We start from the raw sequence: 20,661 nt of genomic DNA on the forward strand, positions 1-20,661 counted from the left end.
TTACAACAGGGTTATAACCAACTATTTTTTTGTGATAAATACTCTTTCTAATTCTGTATCTAAAACTACTTTGTAAACTCCAGCAGCTGCAGGATATTTAGCATTACCATTTTCTCCTGGTGACATAGTTGCGATACCGTTTTTAATAAGTCTCCATGATGGACTCCACCACTGACCTGTAAATGTTGCTTCCATTGTTCCAGTTAATGTGTATTCTCCAACTAATTGGTAAGGATTACTTGCATTATTCGCTAAATGAAGTTTTGTAACTACCCATGCATTCCATGTGTCCCAGTTAGCACCGTCGATTCCGCCACCACAAACACTCACGAAAGGTTTTCTCAATGCTTCATCATCATGCCATAAACCATTTGCAACATCAGCCCAAACTTTGCTTGTTGGCGTGTATTTCTCGGCTGTATATTTAAGTGTGTTTGGATTTACTTTTATGATATAATATCCTTTTGTTGGTAAAATAATTGGAGTTGAAGCAACATCATCAACCAATTCTCCAGATGTATTTAGACCAAAACAGTGTGGTGCAAAATCTGATTCCTGACCTAAGAAATAAACCTCTTTATTGTCTGTATCTGCATAATATTTGAACTCGAAATCTTGTCCATTTTTCTCGTGGAAATACATTGGAACTCCAACCGCGTCTGTTGTAAGATTAGTGCCTTTTGGCTGATCGCATAAATAAATTGCAGGATATTCGTTTGTTGCAACAATGTTAACATCTAATGATCCTGTATTTGGAATTGCAAATTTATCTTTAGCCGTAATTGTTAAAACATAATTGGCCGCAGTAACTGGCAATGTATAAGTCTTATTGAATGTATAAGATTGTGGAGAACCTTCTAACTGAATCGTTTCATCGATACCTAAATCTTCACATTTTACATTAATGTAATCAATTCCCGAATCGTCATTTACCACAAAATTTACTGGCATTTCGTTACTTGTTGATAATAAAATAACTGCTCCTTCTTTTGGCGTGACCATTGTTATAGTTGGAGCTGCAAATTCTCCATCAAGGCGCAAATTGATTTCTTCGGTTACAACATTTCCTGAAACGTCTGTAATTAATAATTTAATTTTGAAAGCTTCTGATGTTCCTCTATCTGAAGGAATTTCAAAAAAGTAACTTAAATCGTAAGATTTTAAAAGCGGATTTGTTGCGAAAGTAATTACTTTATCCAATGATAATTCTGGAATCTGAATTTCTACACTTTTCAATCCTAAGTCATCTGCAAGAGCAGCTTTAATTTCAAATTTTCTACTCGGAGCTCCATAAATCTCTTTTGTAGAAACTACCACCGTAGGGTTATCAGAACTTGGATATCCTGAATCATTATTTTGGCATCCGGTTACAAGAAAGCCAAAAAGGGCAAGAAAAAATAAAAATACATTTTTTTTCATTTCTTTAATTTTAAGGTTAGGTTAGTTAGTTTTCTTTCTAAAGCGAAAGTTTGTTTTATTCTCGTAGGTTATTCGAGGTTGTGCTATTTTTTTTCTGAGGCGAGGAAAACAGCATTACATCATTATGTGGTCATTTTCATATTATATTGAGTTTGGTTAATTGTTAGATATTTCCTTTTTTTATTTTCTTTCAAATCGTATAAGTGTCTTTTTTAATTAACCCGCAGTTTATCTTTTTTAAACTGCGGGCTGATAAGTAATGTAAACCAACCATTACTGATCTAAAATTTAAAGAGTGCTCAGCTCTTTAAACAGATAATAAACTATCTTGAAATTAACACTTATAACTAACAGCAATAACCTAATTATCGATTGCTATTACTGCAAAGAAATGTTTAAATAACACTTTTAAGGAGGGGTAAATTGGAAAAAAAAGGAGGTCAAAATCGCAATTAACTATTATTTTGGAACAAATTTTACAGAGTATTAAAAATTATGGATGATTTTTTACAAAATATACAATTATTGAAAAAACAGCAGTTTTTCAACTAAAACGTTTAAGTTGAATAAAAGATTTCTCTTCTTCATTAAAAAAAGAAGCAAATTATGCAGCGTTAAAACTGAAGCTATTGATTATTTAATGATATTCAAGTCAGAATTGAATGACGTTTTATACTTTTTAATGTATTCTGAAGGAGTCATTCCAAAAAGTTTTACGAATTGCTGTCTAAAATATTTTGGATCTTCAAAACCAACTTCAGTAGCTGCTTGAGTGATATTCATATCTTCTGTCAGCATTAACATCGCCGCTCTTCTAATTCGCAAGGAACGAATAAAAGCATTTAAGGTTTGTCCCGAAATAATTTTGATTTTGGTATAAAGCGTTCTATGGCTCATTCCCATTTCAAGAGCAAAAGTTCGAATCGTAAAATCTTTTTTATGAATATTAGCTTCAACAATCTCGATACATTTTTTCAATATTTCTTGATATTCAACAGGGACTTTCTGAGTATTTTCTTTTAATGTAATACTGTCTAAGAAATAAGTCCGCAAATTATGACGGTTTCTCAATAACGACTCTACTCTTGCAGTAAGAATATCGTCATCAAATGGTTTTGTGATATAATCGTCTGCGCCTTCATTAATTCCCTGCAAATGCGTTTCAGGATTTTTAGATGCCGTTAATAAAATAACCGGAATATGTGATAAAGCACTGTCCTCTTTAATTTTTCGGCACAATTCCAAACCATCCATTTCTTCCATTGTAATATCACTAATGACAAGATCTGGCATATGTTTTTTAGTCAATTTTAAACCTTCCTCTCCATTTTCAGCGCTATATACAATATAATTATCAGCAAACAATTTGATCAGATACGCGCGAATTTCTGCATTATCGTCAACTATTAAAACTGTACGTTTATCGGTCAACATGGTCTTTTTAAAATCGCTGTCTGCAATTGAAGTTGTTACTGTTGAAATTGGTTCTTCAATTTCATCTGGAATTAATTCGTCAAACAATTGGCTTCGTTGTGGTTTTTCATTCGTGATTTCAATATCTTCAAAATGACTGTTTCCTTTTAAAAACGTCAATTTAAAAGTGCTTCCTTTTCCTGCTTCACTGCTGCAGGTTACAGAACCTTTGTGTTTATCAACGAAATATTTAACAATATAAAGTCCGATACCAAAACCTGTTCCTACCGAAACTTTCGAATTGATCTGTTTGAATTTTTCAAAAATAACATCAATATCTTTTTTATCGATTCCGTCTCCGTTATCCGATATTTCAAGAAAAACCTCTTCATCACTTTCTGTCACAATCAAATTAATCTCACCTCCAATTGGCGTATATTTAAAAGCATTTGACATTAAATTGAATAGCGAAATTTCGATCTTTTCATAATCGCCAATAATGGTAATTTCGTGATCAGGAATTGTAAAATGATAATTGATATTTTTATCTTTCGCCTGATTTACAAAACATTGATACACTTCATTCGAAAGATTATTTACATTGATTGGCGATAAGCGAAGAGAATCGGCATCATTTTCGGCTTTTCTCAATAAAAGCAATTGATCTACCAAACTTAAAAGTCTTCTTGCATTTCGATGTGCAATTGCCAAATCGCTTCCCGAAGAACCGTTTTCTACAATTTCTTTTTGAACCGCTTTTTTTAATGGATTAATAATCAGCGAAAGCGGTGTTCTAAATTCATGCGAAATATAAGTAAACATAGACGACTGCTTTTCGGCAATCTCTTTTTCTTTTTTACTTTCAAGCTCGGCGATTTTTACCTTATACTTTAATTTTTCTTTGTTTTTATTGTAATCAAGATATAAAAATAAAAGTCCGCCAATTGCTGCTAAATACAACGTATACGCCCACCAAGTTCTATACCACGGCGGCAAAACTTGTATAGAAACCAAACTCACTTCTTTATTCCAGCCACCTTTAAAATTGGTAGTTTTGACTTTAAAAGTGTAATTTCCTTCTGGCAATCTTGAATAATTTGCTTTTCGGGCTTGACCCACATAATTCCATTGCTGATCCCAGCCCTCTAGAAAATAAGCGTAATTTATTTTATCTGCATTATTGTAGTCTAAAGCAACAAATTCTAATGATAAAGTCGTTTGATCGTATTCCAGACTAACTTCTTTCGTTTTATCTGAATCAATATCAACCTCAGCTTTACTTTCTTCAATCAGCTGATTATTAACATAGAAATCTGTTAACAGTACATTATTTTTTTGATTAAAACCTTTTATAGCTTGCGGATAAAAGATATTGAAACCATTTATGCCTCCAAAAAGAAATTCTCCAGAAGAAAGTTTGATTCCCGCATTAAAACTAAATTGATTACTCTGAAGTCCATCATTCACAGAAAAATTACGAAATGTCTTGCTCTTTTTATCATAACGGCAAATTCCGTTATAAGTGCTCATCCATAAATTTCCATTTTTATCCTCTAATAACCTTAAAATAGTGTTTGAAGGCAACCCATCATCGATTGTTAATCTTTTAAAAGTATTTATTTTTCGGTCAAATAAAAGCAAACCTCCTTCTTGTGTTCCAACCCAAAGATTTTTGTCTTTGTCTTCGTAAATACATCTGATAGGATTTCCAATTGCTTTTTTAGTGATTTTTCTAGTATTTTTTTCAATAGATAAAATAGAAGTATAATTTCCTGCCCACAACTTTCCATCTAAAGTTTCAGTCATGCATTGCAGATTATCGATTCTTTTATCAAAAAGTTCAAAAGTGTCTTTATCTCGGTCCAAAAGATAAAGCGTTCCCTCATTTGTAGCACTTGCCCAAATATTTGATTTTGAATCTTTAAACACAAACCAGATATTTTTTTCTGTTTGTTTCGTATGCGGATTATAACAAGAATAATGTTTTACACTATTATTACTCTTGCTTATTTTGTTGATTCCTCCCGCCCAAGTAGAAATCCAGATGTCATTATTATTATCACGAACTATTCCCGTTATAAAACTGCTTGAAAACGAGTGTCCATAATTTGTGTACGTATTATTTTTTCTATCCCAATACTTTAAACCTGCTCCATCTGTACCGACCCAAACGTTCTTTTTTTCGTCTTCGCAAAAAGATAAAATAAAGTTATCTGCTGGATCTTTAGCATTATAGCGAACACTTTTGAAATATTTTGGCGTATCGCTCAGCATACTAATTCCGCCACGAAGTGAACCAAACCACTTATTCCCTGATTTGTCTTCGTATAAACTCCAAACAGAATTACTTTTGGCTAATTGTTCATTATAAGAAAGAAGATTTTTAGTGCTTGGATTGATATAGAAAATTCCGCAACCGTCTGTCGTGACCCAGGTTTTACCTTTTTTATCTACCAAAACATCAGTAACACTGCATTTATTTGTGAAATAATTTTCGGAAATAGAACCTGTTTTGGTATTCATTAAAAATAGACCTTCATCTGTTCCTAAAAGAAGATTTCCATCAGAAGAAAGTTTCATGGCTTTTACTCCAATCGAAAGTGGGAAAACAATTTTTAAGTCTTTCGCTTTGTAATTATAAGCGCAAACTCCAACATTGCGAACGTATATCCAGCATCCCGATTTCTCTTTATTTTCTTGAATTGCAATTGCATCATAATTAGAAATCGTAATTCTGTTCCCTAATGCATTTAGCGGAATATGTTTTCCTGTGAAAGAACCGTTTTCAAAAGCTAATAATCCTAATTTCTGTGAAGCGACCAAAACCAAATTATCTGATACGGAGCGCATCTGATGTATAATATCTTGAAGCACTTTTGGTTTATCATCCCACAATGTATATTGAACGGTATGAAATGATGCTTTTGTTTTATTGTAAATGCAGATTCCGCTGGTTCCTCCTACCCAAATATTGTTTCTAGAATCACCTTCAATATTGTAGATTGTATTGAATAAAAGTGATTTTTTATCGTTGATTCTGTTTCTAAAAACCTTAAAATTATATCCGTCATATCGGTTTAAACCATCGTAGGTTCCAAACCACATATAACCTTCTTTATCTTGATAAATTGTTATAATGGAATTATTAGACAAACCGTCTGATATGTCAAGAAATTTGACGGGATAATCCTGCGAATATCCTAAGGAAGAAAACCCTATTAGCAGTAGAAGATTTAGAACAAAATGCTTCAAAATGTACTTTTTTATATTCTTGTAATAAGTACAATTATAAGCTAATTTTAGGGAAATTTTATAAAAAAGAATGCAGAAGTCACAAACTTTCTGCATTCTAATTGAGATTTTATCTTTACGCTTATTTTTTAATAAAGTATTCCCTACTGTCATTAAATTCTATGGGAATATTTTCATAAATAAAAAACCGAAAAAAGTCCTTAATCCAATAAAAACACGATCAATCCGCGCGCACCATGAGCTCCAAGAACTAAAGACTGTTCGATATCAGCCGTTTTTGACGGACCTGCGATGAAAGTTCCGAAACCGTATTCCATGTTTCCAATTCTATCATAAGCTTGCTGCATCGTTGGCAACAGATCTTTTTTATTTACTACGATTGCTAAATATTGTGCAATAAAAGGCGCAACACGCTGACCTAAAATATCATCCGTAACCCAAAGTCCGCTGTTTTCTGCTACTCCAAAATGTGCTTTTACAACCGTTAACTCAACATCTTGAAGCGAATGCGGATCAACGGTTTTCCAATCTAATGAAGCAATTTCTGAAAGTTCTGGAAGTGTCGTAATCAATCGTTTCTCTAAATTATAATTGGATTTGATGTAATTGATTATTTCATCATAATTCGCAACTTCAACAGGATCTCCACCGATTCCTTTTAAAACCGTTTTATACGTTTCTAAAACATCAAATTGTTCAGAACCTAAAAGATTTAAATCTGGTAGTTCTGAAACTAATTGGGGCTGATTTGCTTTTATTCTTTTTAAAATTTCGCCTTTACTACTCATTTCCTTTTTCTTTAGATTCTCGCGAATTTTTCTTGTACCATTCTCTAAAAGATTCTTCTGGAACATCTGGCATTTCACGCTGATCGTACCATTTGTTCATTTTATTATTAACCATTCCTGGAATATTCTTCATTACAAATCGTCCAGATTTTCCAGCAATATTAAAAACTGTCGGATTTGCCAAAACAGTAGCCATTGTTTTCATCGCAATAGTTTTAGCTTTTGGCGTATGACCTTCTTTAACCAAAACTTGACGCCATTTGTATAACTGATCGTGAATATCAATTTTTACTGGACAAACGTTCGTACATGAACCACAAAGCGTGCTGGCAAAAGGCAAATCGGCATTTTTGCTCATATCTAAGTTTGGTGCCAAAATAGACCCAATTGGTCCCGCAACCGCATTATGATAACTGTGTCCGCCGCTTCGTCTGTAAACTGGGCAAGTGTTCATACAAGCACCACAACGAATACATTTTAATGAATTTCTAAAATCTTCTCTTCCTAATTGTGTACTTCTTCCGTTGTCAACAATTACGATATGCATTTCTTTTCCGTCTCTTGGCTTTTTAAAATGGCTTGAAAAAGTCGTTATTGGTTGTCCTGTTGCACTTCTCGCCAATAATCTCAGAAAAACACCTAAATGTTCTCTTTTCGGAATCAGTTTTTCGAATCCCATACAAGCGATGTGAACATCCGCTAAATGCGCGCCCATATCGGCATTTCCTTCATTCGTGCAAACTACAAATTCACCAGTTTCTGCAACTGCAAAATTAACTCCAGTTAAAGCTACTTTTCTTGTTAGGAAAGTATTTCTCAAACTATGACGAGCAGATTCTGTTAAATATTGCGGGTTGAAATTTCCTTTTTCTGTACCTAAATGTTCGTGGAAAGTTTCACTTACATCTTCTTTCTTCAAGTGAATCGCCGGAAGTACAATATGACTTGGCGGCTCTTTCCTAAGCTGAACAATATATTCTCCTAAATCAGAATCAATTACTTCTATTCCTTTTTCGGCTAAATAATCATTCAAATGGCATTCTTCTGTAAGCATCGATTTGGATTTCACCATTTGCTTTACATCATGTTTTGCCATGATTGAATGCACAATTTCGTTGTGTTCTTTGGCATCGGCAGCCCAATGTACAATTATTCCGTTTCGTTGCGCATTAGCTTCAAATTCAACTAAATAATCGTGAATATTAGAAAGCACATTAAATTTGATTTGAGAAGCCGTTTCGCGAAGCAGTTCCCAATCTGCTATTTGGTGCGCTGATTTATCTCTTTTAGAGCGAACAAACCAAAGTGTTTCATCATGCCAATTGACACGTTCTACATCTTTATTAAATATTGTTGCGGCTTCGCTGTGCGGTATTATTTTTTCTGATGACATTTTTAATTATTTAAAAGTCAATTTTGAAATGTTTATAGTAATTTATTTAACCGCAAAGTGCGCAAAGAAAAAAACGCAAAGTGCGCAAGGATAAAAAATAACTTTGCGAACATTGCGTAAAACTTTGCGCACTTTGCGGTTAAATTTTATACTCAACATTTATTTTTAGTTTTCGAGTGAATTTAATATTTCAGCAATGTGAATGGTTTTGATTCTGCTTTTTTGTCTTTTAAGAATTCCATCCAAATGCATTAAGCAAGACATATCACCTCCTGTAATATAATCCACATTGTGACTTTCGTGATCTTTAATACGATCTTGTCCCATTTTTACAGAAACAGCTTCTTCAGTCACGCAAAATGTACCTCCAAAACCACAGCATTCGTCTTTTCTAGTTAAAGCAACCAGATCTAGATCTTTTATGCTATGCAATAATTGTTCTGGTTTAGAGAAAAACGGCGCATTTAATTCTGACATCTGCGAAAGCTTCAATCCACGTTGACCGTGACAGCTTACGTGCATTCCTACTTTAAACGGAAATCTTCCGTCTATATGATCGATTTTTAAAACGTCAGTGATAAACTCGGTAAGTTCGTAAACTGTATTTCGAATTGCTGTTGCTTTTTCTTCTTGTTTTTCGTCGTGCAAATGGTCTTTCACATGCAAAACACAACTTCCAGAAGGGCAAACGATATAATCAAAACCTGAGAAATTAGCGATGAAGTTAGTATCACATCCTTTAGTTAAATGAGCATAACCGCTGTTTGCCATTGGTTGTCCGCAGCAGGTTTGCCCCATGGGAAACTCGACATCACAACCTAATTTTTGTAGTAATTCGTAGGTTGCAATTCCTACTTTTGGGTAAAATTGGTCGACATAACAAGGTATAAAAAGTCCAATTTTCATATTGTAATATTTAGTGTGTTGTTCATTAGGCGTGTAAGGTAAAAAATGTAAAAATTACGTTTCTCAGCAAATTTACAACATACAGACCGTTTTTACCTAATGTTTATAGAATTTCAAGTCAATTAAATCGTTCTGAATTGGTTTTGGATTCCAGTTTTCATGAATCGCTAATGCTGCTCCCAAAGCACTTGCTTGAGCCATAGAAGCCGCGTAAACTTCCACATCCGGAAAAGCTTCTGCTAATAAATTCATGTAAATTGAATTTTTACTGAATCCGCCATCAACAAAAATCTTTTTTACTGGGCTATTTTGAATAACCAAATTAGTAGAGAAAAACTGCTGTTCTACCAAATCCAACATTAATTGATGATAAGCAGTTTCGTAATCTTTAAACTGTGATAAGTCTCTCTTCTGGAACGGACATTCTTTCAGAATATCAAAATCGTATTTCTTTGGATAGAAAATCTGATAATTCAGTGAACGTAAATTTGCCGTAATTTTTTTATCAAAATAAACCTCTTTATAAGTATCAATTGGCACTTTAAAGTGTTCTGCTAATCTTTTGGTTTGTACTTCATGCTCATTTCCTGCAAACAAACGTGCTGCCTTAACAGGTTTGTTTGTGTATTGCATATAACACAAACAGTCATGCTGTAACTCTTCAAAGGTTAATGGTTTATTATTAAAAGGATTTAGAGAAATACTCCAAGTTCCAGTTGATAATAAAACGAAAGGCTCTGTAAAGTTTATCGTATAAGGAATTATTGCTGAAGAACTGTCATGAAGTCCTGTACCAATAGACAATCCTTCTTTTGTTCTTATAACATCTTTACCGTAATAAATTGGAGGTAATTTAGCATCAATTCCTTCATTTTTTAACCATTTATGATATTTCATTTTTTTGAAATTCCACAAATTGGTATGACAACCAATACTTGTAATATCAGCGTAAGCTTCATTGGTCAAAAGAAAACTCAAAAACTGCGGTAAATGCAAACAATATTTAACCTTTTGAAACAATTCAGGTTTTTCTTCTTTTAATCTGTAAATCTGCATTCCGGAATTCAGGCTCCCTAAAACTGGAGAAGCTGTTTTTACGGCAAACTTTTCTTCTCCCTTATACTTTTTATAAAAATCAGATTTTAATTCCTCTGGATAATCTTTTAAATAATTATACAGAGGAGTTAAAACTTTTCCGTTTTCGTTTATATAAACAAAACTGGCTCCGTAAGTGCTGAAATTGATGGCTTTTAAAACATAATCAGTTAATTCTTTTATTTCTTCTAATCGATCTAAAATCCATTTCTGAAGAACGTTTATGTCTTCGCAAGGAAAACCATCTTCGTCTTTTGTTTCCTCCAGATTAACTGATTTTTCCCAGACAATTTTATAATTTTCATTAAATAAAAAAACCTTTTTGTTTGTTTTACCAATATCAAAAATCGCAACTACATTCATTTTTTTAATTAGAAGTTAGGAGTTATGGGTTATTCGTTAAGAGTTATTCGTTAGGTATGCTGAAAAGTTCAATATTCTGTGCTTAAAACTCCTAACGAATAACTCGTAACTAATAACTTAATATCTCAAATTATAATCCCGTTGCCATTGTTTTTAAACCTCTTTCTTCAATAAGATTTTGTCTTACCTGAATAGAACGATACAATGCTACTGGATTTAAAGCCGCTCCAGAACGAAGACGAGCTTCAGCAACAAGTGCACGAACATCTGTACGGAAAGCATTTTGAAGAATTTCCTGTGCTTTTACTACGTCATTTTCTTCTTGAGCTTGTACTAATGCTTTTCTGTCAACAGAAAGTGCCTGTGCATAAGCAATCATAATTGCTTCAACAGATTGCAATAAATCTTCCAATGGATCTTTAATATTGTGAGAAGCATCAATCATCCAGCCTAAATCTTTGGCGTGATTCATTCCTCTTGCATCCATTCCTTCTACTAATTCATTAAAAATTAAGAATAATTGGTATGGTTTTAATGCACCAGCTGTTAAATCGTCGTCTCCGTATTTTGAATCGTTAAAGTGGAAACCTCCTAATTTGTTTTCCATCAACAATAAAGAAACAATCTGCTCGATATTAGCATTTGGAAGATGGTGACCTAAATCTACCAAAGTCTGTGCTTTGTCACCTAATTTTTTCACATAAGAATAAGACTGTCCCCAATCAGCTACAGTAGTTGAGTAAAAGTTTGGCTCAGCGCATTTATATTCTAAAAATAATTTCCAGTTTGATGGCAATGCATCGTAGATTTCTTCTAAACTTTCTAATGTATTTTGGTACGCTTTTCTGAAGTTTAATTGTCCTGGGAAATTAGAACCATCAGCCAACCAAACTGTTAAAGACTCAGATCCTAATTCGATTCCGTGTTTAATTACTTCAATGTTATGTGCAATTGCTTGTTTACGAACAGCTTTGTTTACGTTTTGTAAAGAACCGTATTTGTAAGTGTGTTCAGCGCTTGCCTGATCTTGAAATGTGTTCGAATTCATCGCATCAAATTTCAATCCGTGCTGTGCCGCTAATGTTTTTATTTCATTATAATTTGTTGGAATATCCCACGGAATATGAAGTGAAATAGCTCCTGAAGCATTATTTAATTTGTGAAGCAATCCAACGTCTTCGATTTTTTCTTCTAAAGAACGAGGTTCACCTCCACCTGCAAAACGTCCAAATCTTGTTCCTCCTGTTCCTAAAGCCCAAGATGGAATTGCGATTTGAAAGTCGATTAATTTTTGAATAATCGCTTCTGTTTCATTTATTTCTGATGCTGTAAAAACTAATTTATTTTGGTGTTTTTTGATTAAATCTTCGTTATGAGATTCGATGTGGTTTGATGAGATTAACATAGTTATTGATATTTTAATAGAGTTTACAAGATATAACTTTTATATTTCTAGTATATTTTTTTAACAACATAATACCGAAATTTTTGACACTGATTCTACGGATTCGCTATCGCGAAGACGCAGAAAAAAAACGGATTTTTAAAAAAGGTAATTAAAAAAAATCTGTGTCAATCGGCGTTTTCGTGATAGCGAATCCGCGTCATCCGCGTTCTATGATTTTCATATGTTTACTATTTTTCAACTTAAAAATTTTATAGCAACTAAACTCTGGTTTTACTTCACTTTTTTGATAAGTTTTCTTTGTTAAAGCGAATTGTTATATGCTAAAAAAATCTAACGTTCGAAAGAATTCGAACGCTAGACCACAAAAAACCACTTTTGCTTAAACAAACTTATATAAAAAACCTAAACAATCTTTATCTATAAAAGCCCATGCCTACGCCGCCGTCTACGTTTAATGCGTTCCCTGTAGATTTACGTAGTAAACCTCCAACAAAAGCATAACAAGCATTGGCAATATCATCTGGCAATATGATTTCATTTAATAACGTACGTTTTGCATAGTAAGCCGGAAGTTCTTCAACTGTGATTCCGTATGCTTTTGCACGACCTTCTGCCCATCCTCCAGACCAAATATTTGAATCTGAAATTACTGCATCAGGATTTACTGTATTTACACGAATTTTGTCTGCTCCAAGTTCGGCAGCCATTAAACGTGTTAAGTGCGCTTGAGCAGCTTTTGCCGAACCGTAACCAGGATTGTTCGGACCTGCAACAACTGCATTTTTAGAAACGATATTTACGATATCTCCTCCAAAACCTTGTTTACGCATTACTTCGATTCCGGCTTTAGAAACAATAAATTGTCCTTTTACCAAGATATCGTATAATCTATCCCACTCTTCTAAAGTATGTTCTGCAATAGATTTTGAAATACTGATTCCTGCATTATTCACCACAATATCAACACCTCCAAAAGCTAAAGAAGCTTCGTCTAAGGCTTTTTCTGTGCTAACTTCATCAGTAACATTCAATAAAGTACTTGAAACTGCATCTTTTCCAAATGCTTTTACAAACTCTTCAGAAGCACCTTGCAAACGTTCTTCGTTAATGTCATTAATTACAACACAAGCACCTTCTTGAGCAAATTTCTTAGCGATAGCTTTACCAATTCCACCCGCAGAACCAGTGATCAAAGCTACTCTTCCAGATAATGCTTTTGGTCTTGGCATACGCTGTAATTTAGCTTCTTCCAATAACCAATATTCAATGTCAAAAGCTTCTTGGTGCGGTAAAGAAGTATATTCTGAAACTGCTTCAGCGCCTTTCATTACGTTTACGGCATTGATGTAATATTCAGATGCTAAACGTGCCATTGTTTTATCTTTAGCAAAAGTGAACATTCCCACTCCAGGATATAAAATCACAACAGGGTTTGGGTCACGCATTGCTGGTGAATTAGATTTTTTACATGCATTGTAATAGTCTTTGTACATTGCACGGTATGCTTCAAAAGCTGGAGTTAATTTTGCTTTAACTGCCGCAACATCTGATAAATCTTCGTTTGGATCTAATTCTAAAACCAAAGGACTAATCTTAGTTCGTAAAAAGTGATCTGGACAAGATGTTCCTAATGGAGCTAATTTCGATAAATCATTAGAATTAATAAATTCTAAAACTCTTTCATCGTCTGTATAATGCCCAATCATTTGACGTTCTGATGAACAGAAACCTCTTAAAATTGGAGCAACTTTTGCTGCTTTTAATTTACGGTCTGCTTCCGGAAGACTGTCAATTTTCTTTCCTCCAAAAACTGGACGTTTTTTTCCGTAATTATCTTCCAAGTAAGAAGCACATTTCTCGATTACCTCCAGCGTATTAATATAACTATCAAACGCAGTATCTCCCCAAGTAAATAAACCATGAGAACCTAACATGATTCCGCGTAATTTTTTACCGTTTTTCTCTGCTTCTTCTAAACAAGCTCTCAACTGAAGACCAAGATCAAATCCTGGACGCTGCCAGCCCACCCAACCGATTTCTCCGTTGAATAATTCTTCTGTGATTTTCTTTCCATCTTTCGCAGCAGCGATAGCAATTGCAGCGTCTGGATGTAAGTGATCAATATGTTTGAATGGAAGAAAACCATGCAAAGGCGTATCGATAGAAGGCGCTTTTGAAGCTAAATCAAAAATACAGTGGTTGAATAATTCTACCATTTCATCTTCAAATTCAATACCTCTGTAAACGTTTTCAAGATTACGAAGTCTGTCCAAATACAAAGCTGCACAACCTGATTTTGTCAACGTTCCAATATCACCACCAGAACCTTTAATCCACATTACTTCAGAAGATTCTCCAGTAAGAGGATCTTTGTCTGTAATTTTTACAGAAGTGTTTCCACCGCCGTAGTTGGTCAATCTTAAATCAGCTCCTAACAAGTTAGAACGATAAATAAAAAGCGCTACTTCATCACCTGCTAATGCTGCTGCCTTAGCTTCATCCCAAAGGTAGCTTACATGCTTAAAATTCATATTATTAATTGTATTTGTATTCGACATATAGTATTTTAAAATTATTTCTTGTATTTATAATGAGTTACCAATTCCTACCAAAACGATCGCTAGCATAATAAGCCCGATTCCCCAGAAAAAAGTCCTTAATGTTTTTTTAGAAACTCCTTTCCATTCTTTCAAATAAAAACCCCAAAAATTTGCTGTTAAAATGATGGTTGCCATATGAAGAATCCATGAACTGGCACCATTTCCTAGTTTGCTCTCTCCCATTCCGTAAAAGAAAAACTGTAAAAACCACATAGTTCCTGCAAGAGCAGAAAACAAAACATTTTTGGTTATTGGAGTAGATTTATCAGTATAATTTTTAATTGATTTGTTTTTAAAATTCAAATAAAGACACCAGATAAAGTTGGTTGTAAGTCCTCCCCAAAGCAAAACAACATAAGTCACGTTGTTTTGAAATAACGGATTTGCGCCATTTATAACAGCATGTTCTGCCATTGATTTCCCTGCTTCAATTCCGTAATTAAAGAATGAGCTTAAAATCCCTGAAATCACCGCTACAATTAAACCTTTTACCAGATTGAAGTCTTTGTCTTTATCTTCGTGACCAGTGGCAAAATCTTTTTCTTTTAGCATTCCAGCTTTTCCAGAAATTGCAATTCCAATAAGATACACCACAACTCCCAATAAAACGATCTGACCGCCAGTATTAGTAAGCATGTGAGAAAATGAAATTTTTCCTTCTGTTGGAACGATATCATAATAAATTGATGGAACTAAAGCTCCAAATGCAGAGCAGAATCCTAATGTAATTGAATTTCCCAATGACATTCCCAAATAGCGAACACCCAAACCATAAGTTAAACCGCCAATTCCCCAAATTAATCCCATTAAAAAAGTAAAAGATTTTATTGATGGAGAAGCCGTTGCGATAATTTCTGTAAAATTTGGAATCGTTAAGTAAGCGGCAACTGGAGGAACAATTAGCCAAGAGAAAAATCCTCCTACAAGCCAGTAGCTTTCCCAAGCCCAGTCTTTCACTTTTTTAAAAGGCATATAAAAACTACCCGAAGAAAATCCTCCGATAGAGTGAAAAATGATTCCTAATAATGATTCCATATTATTGTTTTTGGTTTAGGTTAGGTTTGTTAGTGATTTGGTTTTGTAAAATAAGAGAATGTAAAAAAGAAAACTGTCCTGTACTATCCTTTATGGTTTTCGTATTTTTTGTTAAAACTAGAGATTATTAGAAATAACAACCAGCAATTTTTGGGTAAATAAATTTAAAATGGCTATTTTAGCAATCGATTTCGTAATTATTGAATCCGCATTCGGGTTAAAATTTAGAAATTATAAAAAAAAGATTACAAGCCTTAGCAAATTCTCTTTTTTGATAAGTAAAATAATTTTGCTCGTAAGATTATTTGATTAAAGAGATTTTTTTTAATAAAAGTAGATTTTAAAGTGAGTTTCGTTGCAATACGAAGCAGATTTCCTCAAATGAACATGATTAAACTTATTAAAATAGACGAAGATTCGAGAGTTCCTAAATACAAACAAATTGTTGACTCTATTCTTCAGAACATCGCCAACGGAAATTTAAAAATCAATCAAAAAATTCCTTCTATAAATAGTTTCAGCGAAGAATTTTATATGTCTCGCGATACTGTAGAAAAGGCATATAATATTTTAAAGGAACGAAAGATCATTTCTTCGATTAGAGGAAAAGGCTATTATATTACCCGAACTAAACTTGAATCTAAAGTCAATATTTTGTTTTTGACCAATAAGCTGAGCTCGTATAAAATGAAAACTTATAGTTCATTTATTAATACTTTAGGAGCTAATGCACACGTTGATCTCCAAATTTATCATTGTGATGAAACTCTGTTTTTGAATATTTTAGACAAATTTGAGGGCGCTTATGATTATTATGTGATTACAACGCATTTCAAAACAGACGAACTGAAACACTTAAGTTTTACTGATGAAGTTGTTGCTGCGATAAAAAACATTCCGCAAGAGAAATTAGTGATTTTAGATAATATCAAATTGGGCGCTGGTGATGAAGTAATTAAAATTTATCAGGATTTCGAAAATGATATTTATAATGCTTTAAAAGAAGGTCTTTCTAAAATAACAAAATACAAACGATTAATTCTTGTTTATCCAGATAAAGCGGTTTACCCGTATCCGAGAAGAATTTTACACGGATTTAGAAAATTTTGCGTCGAACACGAAATCAATTTTGAGATTCTGAGTGAAGTTTATGATGATATGATTTTGAAAAAAGGCGATTTGTTTATCACAATCGAAGAATCTGACCTTGTAAATCTAATGAAGCAAATTCGCGATGAGGAATTTGTTTTAGGAAAAGAAATTGGAGTAATCTCATACAACGATACACCTCTAAAAGAATTATTAGGAATTACAGTAATGTCAACTGATTTTAATATCATGGGAGAAACCGCTGCTCGAATGATCTTGAATAAAGAAAAAGGTCAGGTAAAAGTGCCTTTTAATTTTATTGATAGAAATTCTATTTAAGAGGGACAAAGTTACAGATGTTCATAGGAACAAAGGTTTCTTCTCTTTGGGAATAATGAAACTTTCTTATATTTCTTTTTAAATAAAAAACTATAAAAAAACCTCGTCGATTGACGAGGTTTTAGTTGTATTATTTTTTTGATTCTTCGATAGAAACTTTTCTAAACTCTTTTAAAAGTTTTTCAATTTCCAAAGTCGATTTACGTGCTCTTGGTCCAGCAGCTTTAATTCCTTTCTCAGTTAAAGATTCTGCTTCAGCTTTGAATGTTTCAATTTCGGCGTTGATTTTTACTAATAAATCTTTCATGCTTATATATTGTTAAATTAAGCCACAAAAATAAAAGTTTGTGTGATAGTTACAACAATTTTGCTGTTAAATTTAATGCAGTTTTTCATTCATTTTCTTTACAATAAATTGACTTCTTGTTTTTCTAAAACATCACAAAACACAATACATTAACAATCAAATACTTATTATCACAACTTTCAAAACATTCCTGTTTTAAGGCTTTGTAGAAAGTGTTGCAATGAATAAAATTTTCTTTCACATATTGTCTGAAAGTACTTCTATTTGTTAATTCCTGTAGAGAAAAATTACCCCAAAAAGGGAAAAAATCCCCAACAGACTGTTTAAAATGCTTCAATTTTAATCTTGATATGGGGAATTTAGAAGGCTAAAATTTTACTGTTTTACTTCTCTCTGTCTTTCAGTTTATCAAGTCCAGTTATCTAATTTCAACTTTTACTTTAACAGAAAGCTGTTTTGCCAAATTCGTCACATAATTTGTAAAAAATGCCGAATCATTAAACCCTTTGTCTGCACTAAATTCCCAAGCTGCAATTGCATAATAGCTAATTTCTTTATTATCTTGAACTGTTAATTTAGCCAAATAAGAATCTGTCAACTGCCCTGTTTTCGGAGCTTCAATATAACCCTGATAAATAGCTGCAGGAACTAAAATTGCCGTACCTAATATCCATTGACGTTCGTAAGTTAAATAGTCATGCTGAATAAGGCAAATCCAATCTCCAGACTCAATCACCTGAAGCGGATTTCTATTATTTAAGTTAGAAATTGCTGCTATAAAAGTTTCCTTTCCTTTAATCCCTTTAATCGAAACTGTATTTTTATAACCGTACATTCCTGGCCAGATAGAAGTAGTTTCTTGAACTTGATATAAATTATTGGCCGCTTTCCAGTTTTCGTAATGATAGCTTAAAACAGAATTTACAGGGCCTTCGCTTACAATTTTAAAAGTTGTTTTTTCGATATTATTAATGGTATCATTTCCTAAAATTCCAAGTCGGTTAATTTTATTATCAATCCATAAAGCATAACCTCCTAATCCAACTGAATTTCCGACAGGAAAAATATCACGGCCCCAATCGTACATTACATGGTAATTGTCTTCAACTGCACCTTTATCATTTATTCCAACATTTTCTGGTGTTATGCCTGGAAGTTTTTTACCGAAAACATCTTTTGAGTTTCTTCCATCCAAATAATGTCTAAAACCTACTTTATCATTTTCCCAAGTTGGTCCATCTGTTTGATATTTTTGATAACCTAACTTTTTATGAACTTGATCTGCCATTAAAACTTCTTGTGTGTCTGGATGAACTGGAAGATTCTTCCCTTCTCTTTTACCAAAACGAACACTTGTTTTAACTGTAAATTTCGGATCTGTATTTGACCATTTTAATTGTACCGTTTTCTCTTCATTTGGCAAAAAATCAGCAGTAAAAAAAAGTTCATCCCATTTTCCATCTCCATTTAGATCATTTATTTGTGCTGGAATTGTATCTGTTTTAAAAAGCAAAATTGGAAAAGTTCCCTTTTCGTTACCAAGAGCATCTTTTTTTATAGAAATTGCCTTTTGCGATAAGGTTAAAGAACTGCTGTTTTTTAAAACAATTGTTTTTTCTGAAACTTTTTGAGAAACTCCACAACTAGTTAAAAAGGCTGTTATCAAAGTAATTGGAAGATAAAATAATACGGCTTTTTTCATTCTTTATTTTTTCAGAACAATTTAAGAGTTTTAATTGTTATAACAACACTTAAATTCAAAAAAATGTTTTAGAATTCTTACACCATTATAATAAAAATGCAGGATAGAGAAAAAACTATCCTGCAAAAAAAGCATAAATTTTATAAAATATGCATGTGAAAAAATATAAAAAAATAAACTAAATTACATTAAAAAATACATTGTTTTGTAGTAATCCTGAAATTTTGTCTTAGAAATTTTAGATGGTATAAAAGGTTTATTTTCTGTTTTGTTATCGAATTTCTTTCTGAAAAAAGCATTCAATTCTTTCAGAATTTCATTTCGAGTTTTAGATTCATCAATTAGAACAAATTTATTTGATACTTCTAGAAATGAGATACTTCTATAGAATTGAACATTAAATAAGCAAACCAAAACATTTGGTTCTTTTTTTTCCTGTGATAAAAAGCTGAGCAACTCTTTCCTATCATGTATTGCATAAACTATATGATCAAACTCTTTTTTTTCGTTTTCAAATGATAAAGATTCTTCAAAGAAATCAAACTCTTCTTTAAATCTTCTTTTAAACATTTTTAAAAAGACTCCATTGTTATCGTACACTAAAACCTGTTTCTTTTGCATTTTGATCTATTAAAAACATATTGCAAAATTAATTAGGCAACAAAAAAACAACTACCTTAATAAGTCAGAAAAATAATATGATAAGCCATTTTTTTCATTTTAGACTTTTATAATGTGGGTTACATTCTTTTCAACAAATAACAATAGTTCTTCCATTTTTCTAAAATCATAGTCTTTATTAGAAATTGAGATAATATAATTGTTTCTACCTCTTACATATAGGAATAAAAAATTTTTAGTCAAAATTGCTTTTTCAATCGATGTCCATCTATGAGTAAGTTCTCCTAATGGAGATTTGACATAAATTTCTAAGCTTGTAAATGTAATTTTATATCTGTTGTGAAATCTATCTGATTTTAGCAATCTCTTGGTCAGCTGAAAACCAATTTTCGAAATTGTATTTATAAAAGAATATTCAATTACAACAAAAAAAACAATTAATGCTAAGCTTCTTATCAGCCAAGCAGAAATATCTTGATCTTCATTGATATAAGCAAAATCAAAAAAGATGAGAATCAATAAAAAGAAGAGTGATATATATATGAATCGCTCTCTAAACAAATGCTCAAAATACATTTTGTTTAATTTTCTGATCTCAGAAATATTCAATTCAAACACTAGTAAAAAATTAGTGGCATTCATTTTTATACGTTCAGATATATTTTATAACAAAAGTAGTTTCATCCTATTTTAAATTGGGATAATAAAGTTTTTAAACTATTAGAATAAGACTTTTTTTAATACGATTCTTTATTTACTTTTTTCTTTCTTCTTATAGATAAAACAGAAGCGATTTTGTAAACAAAACTTTTCTTTTACTCTGCCTTAAAAAGTCAAAAAAATAACAAAATAGGACGTAAAAGCAAATGTTATTTATTTTGTTTTCAAATAGTTAACTAAACAATATGTTTTATTCTAAGTGCGAAAATAT

General features: G+C 32.5%; 14 protein-coding genes. 1 reads left to right on the forward strand and 13 read right to left on the reverse strand.

Features of this window, described 5'->3' with window-relative positions:
* Window positions 1-21: 21 nt before the first annotated feature.
* The 9 genes from OD917_RS06430 to rhaT form a co-directional block, all read right to left on the reverse strand.
* Window positions 22-1,419: a hypothetical protein gene (locus OD917_RS06430; RefSeq protein WP_263522730.1), complete on the reverse strand. Its 1,398-nt coding sequence runs from the start codon at window positions 1,417-1,419 to the stop codon at window positions 22-24.
* 633 nt (window positions 1,420-2,052) lie between these two features.
* Window positions 2,053-6,084: a two-component regulator propeller domain-containing protein gene (locus OD917_RS06435; RefSeq protein ID WP_263522731.1), complete on the reverse strand. Its 4,032-nt coding sequence runs from the start codon at window positions 6,082-6,084 to the stop codon at window positions 2,053-2,055.
* A gap of 200 nt (window positions 6,085-6,284) precedes the next feature.
* Window positions 6,285-6,872: a lactate utilization protein C gene (locus tag OD917_RS06440; RefSeq protein WP_263522732.1), complete on the reverse strand. Its 588-nt coding sequence runs from the start codon at window positions 6,870-6,872 to the stop codon at window positions 6,285-6,287.
* Window positions 6,865-8,265 carry a lactate utilization protein B gene (locus OD917_RS06445; protein WP_263522733.1) on the reverse strand — a complete coding sequence of 467 codons (1,401 nt, stop codon included), beginning with the start codon at window positions 8,263-8,265 and terminating at the stop codon, window positions 6,865-6,867. The genes OD917_RS06440 and OD917_RS06445 overlap by 8 nt, the downstream gene beginning before the upstream one ends.
* Window positions 8,266-8,430: 165 nt before the next feature.
* On the reverse strand, window positions 8,431-9,171 hold the full coding sequence (locus OD917_RS06450; RefSeq protein ID WP_263522734.1) for a (Fe-S)-binding protein: 741 nt from the start codon (window positions 9,169-9,171) through the stop codon (window positions 8,431-8,433).
* A 96-nt stretch (window positions 9,172-9,267) separates the two neighbouring features.
* Entirely contained in the window at window positions 9,268-10,629 is a 1,362-nt protein-coding gene (locus OD917_RS06455) for an FGGY-family carbohydrate kinase (protein WP_263522735.1), read from the reverse strand.
* 130 nt (window positions 10,630-10,759) lie between these two features.
* On the reverse strand, window positions 10,760-12,034 hold the full coding sequence (locus tag OD917_RS06460) for a TIM barrel protein (protein ID WP_263522736.1): 1,275 nt from the start codon (window positions 12,032-12,034) through the stop codon (window positions 10,760-10,762).
* 416 nt (window positions 12,035-12,450) lie between these two features.
* Window positions 12,451-14,595 (reverse strand): bifunctional aldolase/short-chain dehydrogenase, encoded by a 2,145-nt coding sequence (locus OD917_RS06465; RefSeq protein ID WP_263522737.1) that lies wholly within the window; start codon window positions 14,593-14,595, stop codon window positions 12,451-12,453.
* Between the two features lie 27 nt (window positions 14,596-14,622).
* Window positions 14,623-15,672, reverse strand: coding sequence for an L-rhamnose/proton symporter RhaT (gene rhaT / locus OD917_RS06470; RefSeq protein WP_263522738.1), 1,050 nt, complete (start codon window positions 15,670-15,672; stop codon window positions 14,623-14,625).
* A gap of 387 nt (window positions 15,673-16,059) precedes the next feature.
* Between rhaT and OD917_RS06475 the strand changes: the two genes are divergently transcribed.
* Window positions 16,060-17,100, forward strand: coding sequence for a GntR family transcriptional regulator (locus tag OD917_RS06475; RefSeq protein ID WP_263522739.1), 1,041 nt, complete (start codon window positions 16,060-16,062; stop codon window positions 17,098-17,100).
* 130 nt (window positions 17,101-17,230) lie between these two features.
* Here the strand turns inward: OD917_RS06475 and OD917_RS06480 are convergent, their stop codons facing one another.
* The 4 genes from OD917_RS06480 to OD917_RS06495 form a co-directional block, all read right to left on the reverse strand.
* Entirely contained in the window at window positions 17,231-17,407 is a 177-nt protein-coding gene (locus OD917_RS06480; protein ID WP_008467640.1) for a histone H1, read from the reverse strand.
* A gap of 418 nt (window positions 17,408-17,825) precedes the next feature.
* Window positions 17,826-19,109, reverse strand: a complete 1,284-nt coding sequence (locus tag OD917_RS06485) for a DUF4861 domain-containing protein (RefSeq protein ID WP_263522740.1) — start codon at window positions 19,107-19,109, stop codon at window positions 17,826-17,828.
* A 183-nt stretch (window positions 19,110-19,292) separates the two neighbouring features.
* The gene (locus tag OD917_RS06490; RefSeq protein WP_263522741.1) at window positions 19,293-19,730 is read right to left on the reverse strand and encodes a hypothetical protein; all 438 of its coding nucleotides are present in this window, start codon (window positions 19,728-19,730) and stop codon (window positions 19,293-19,295) included.
* Window positions 19,731-19,829: 99 nt separating this feature from the next.
* Complete coding sequence (locus OD917_RS06495; RefSeq protein WP_263522742.1) at window positions 19,830-20,306, reverse strand: hypothetical protein; 477 nt, start codon at window positions 20,304-20,306, stop codon at window positions 19,830-19,832.
* Window positions 20,307-20,661: the final 355 nt, after the last annotated feature.

It is taken from the genome of Flavobacterium sp. SH_e (genome assembly GCF_025717045.1).
Lineage (GTDB): Bacteria > Bacteroidota > Bacteroidia > Flavobacteriales > Flavobacteriaceae > Flavobacterium.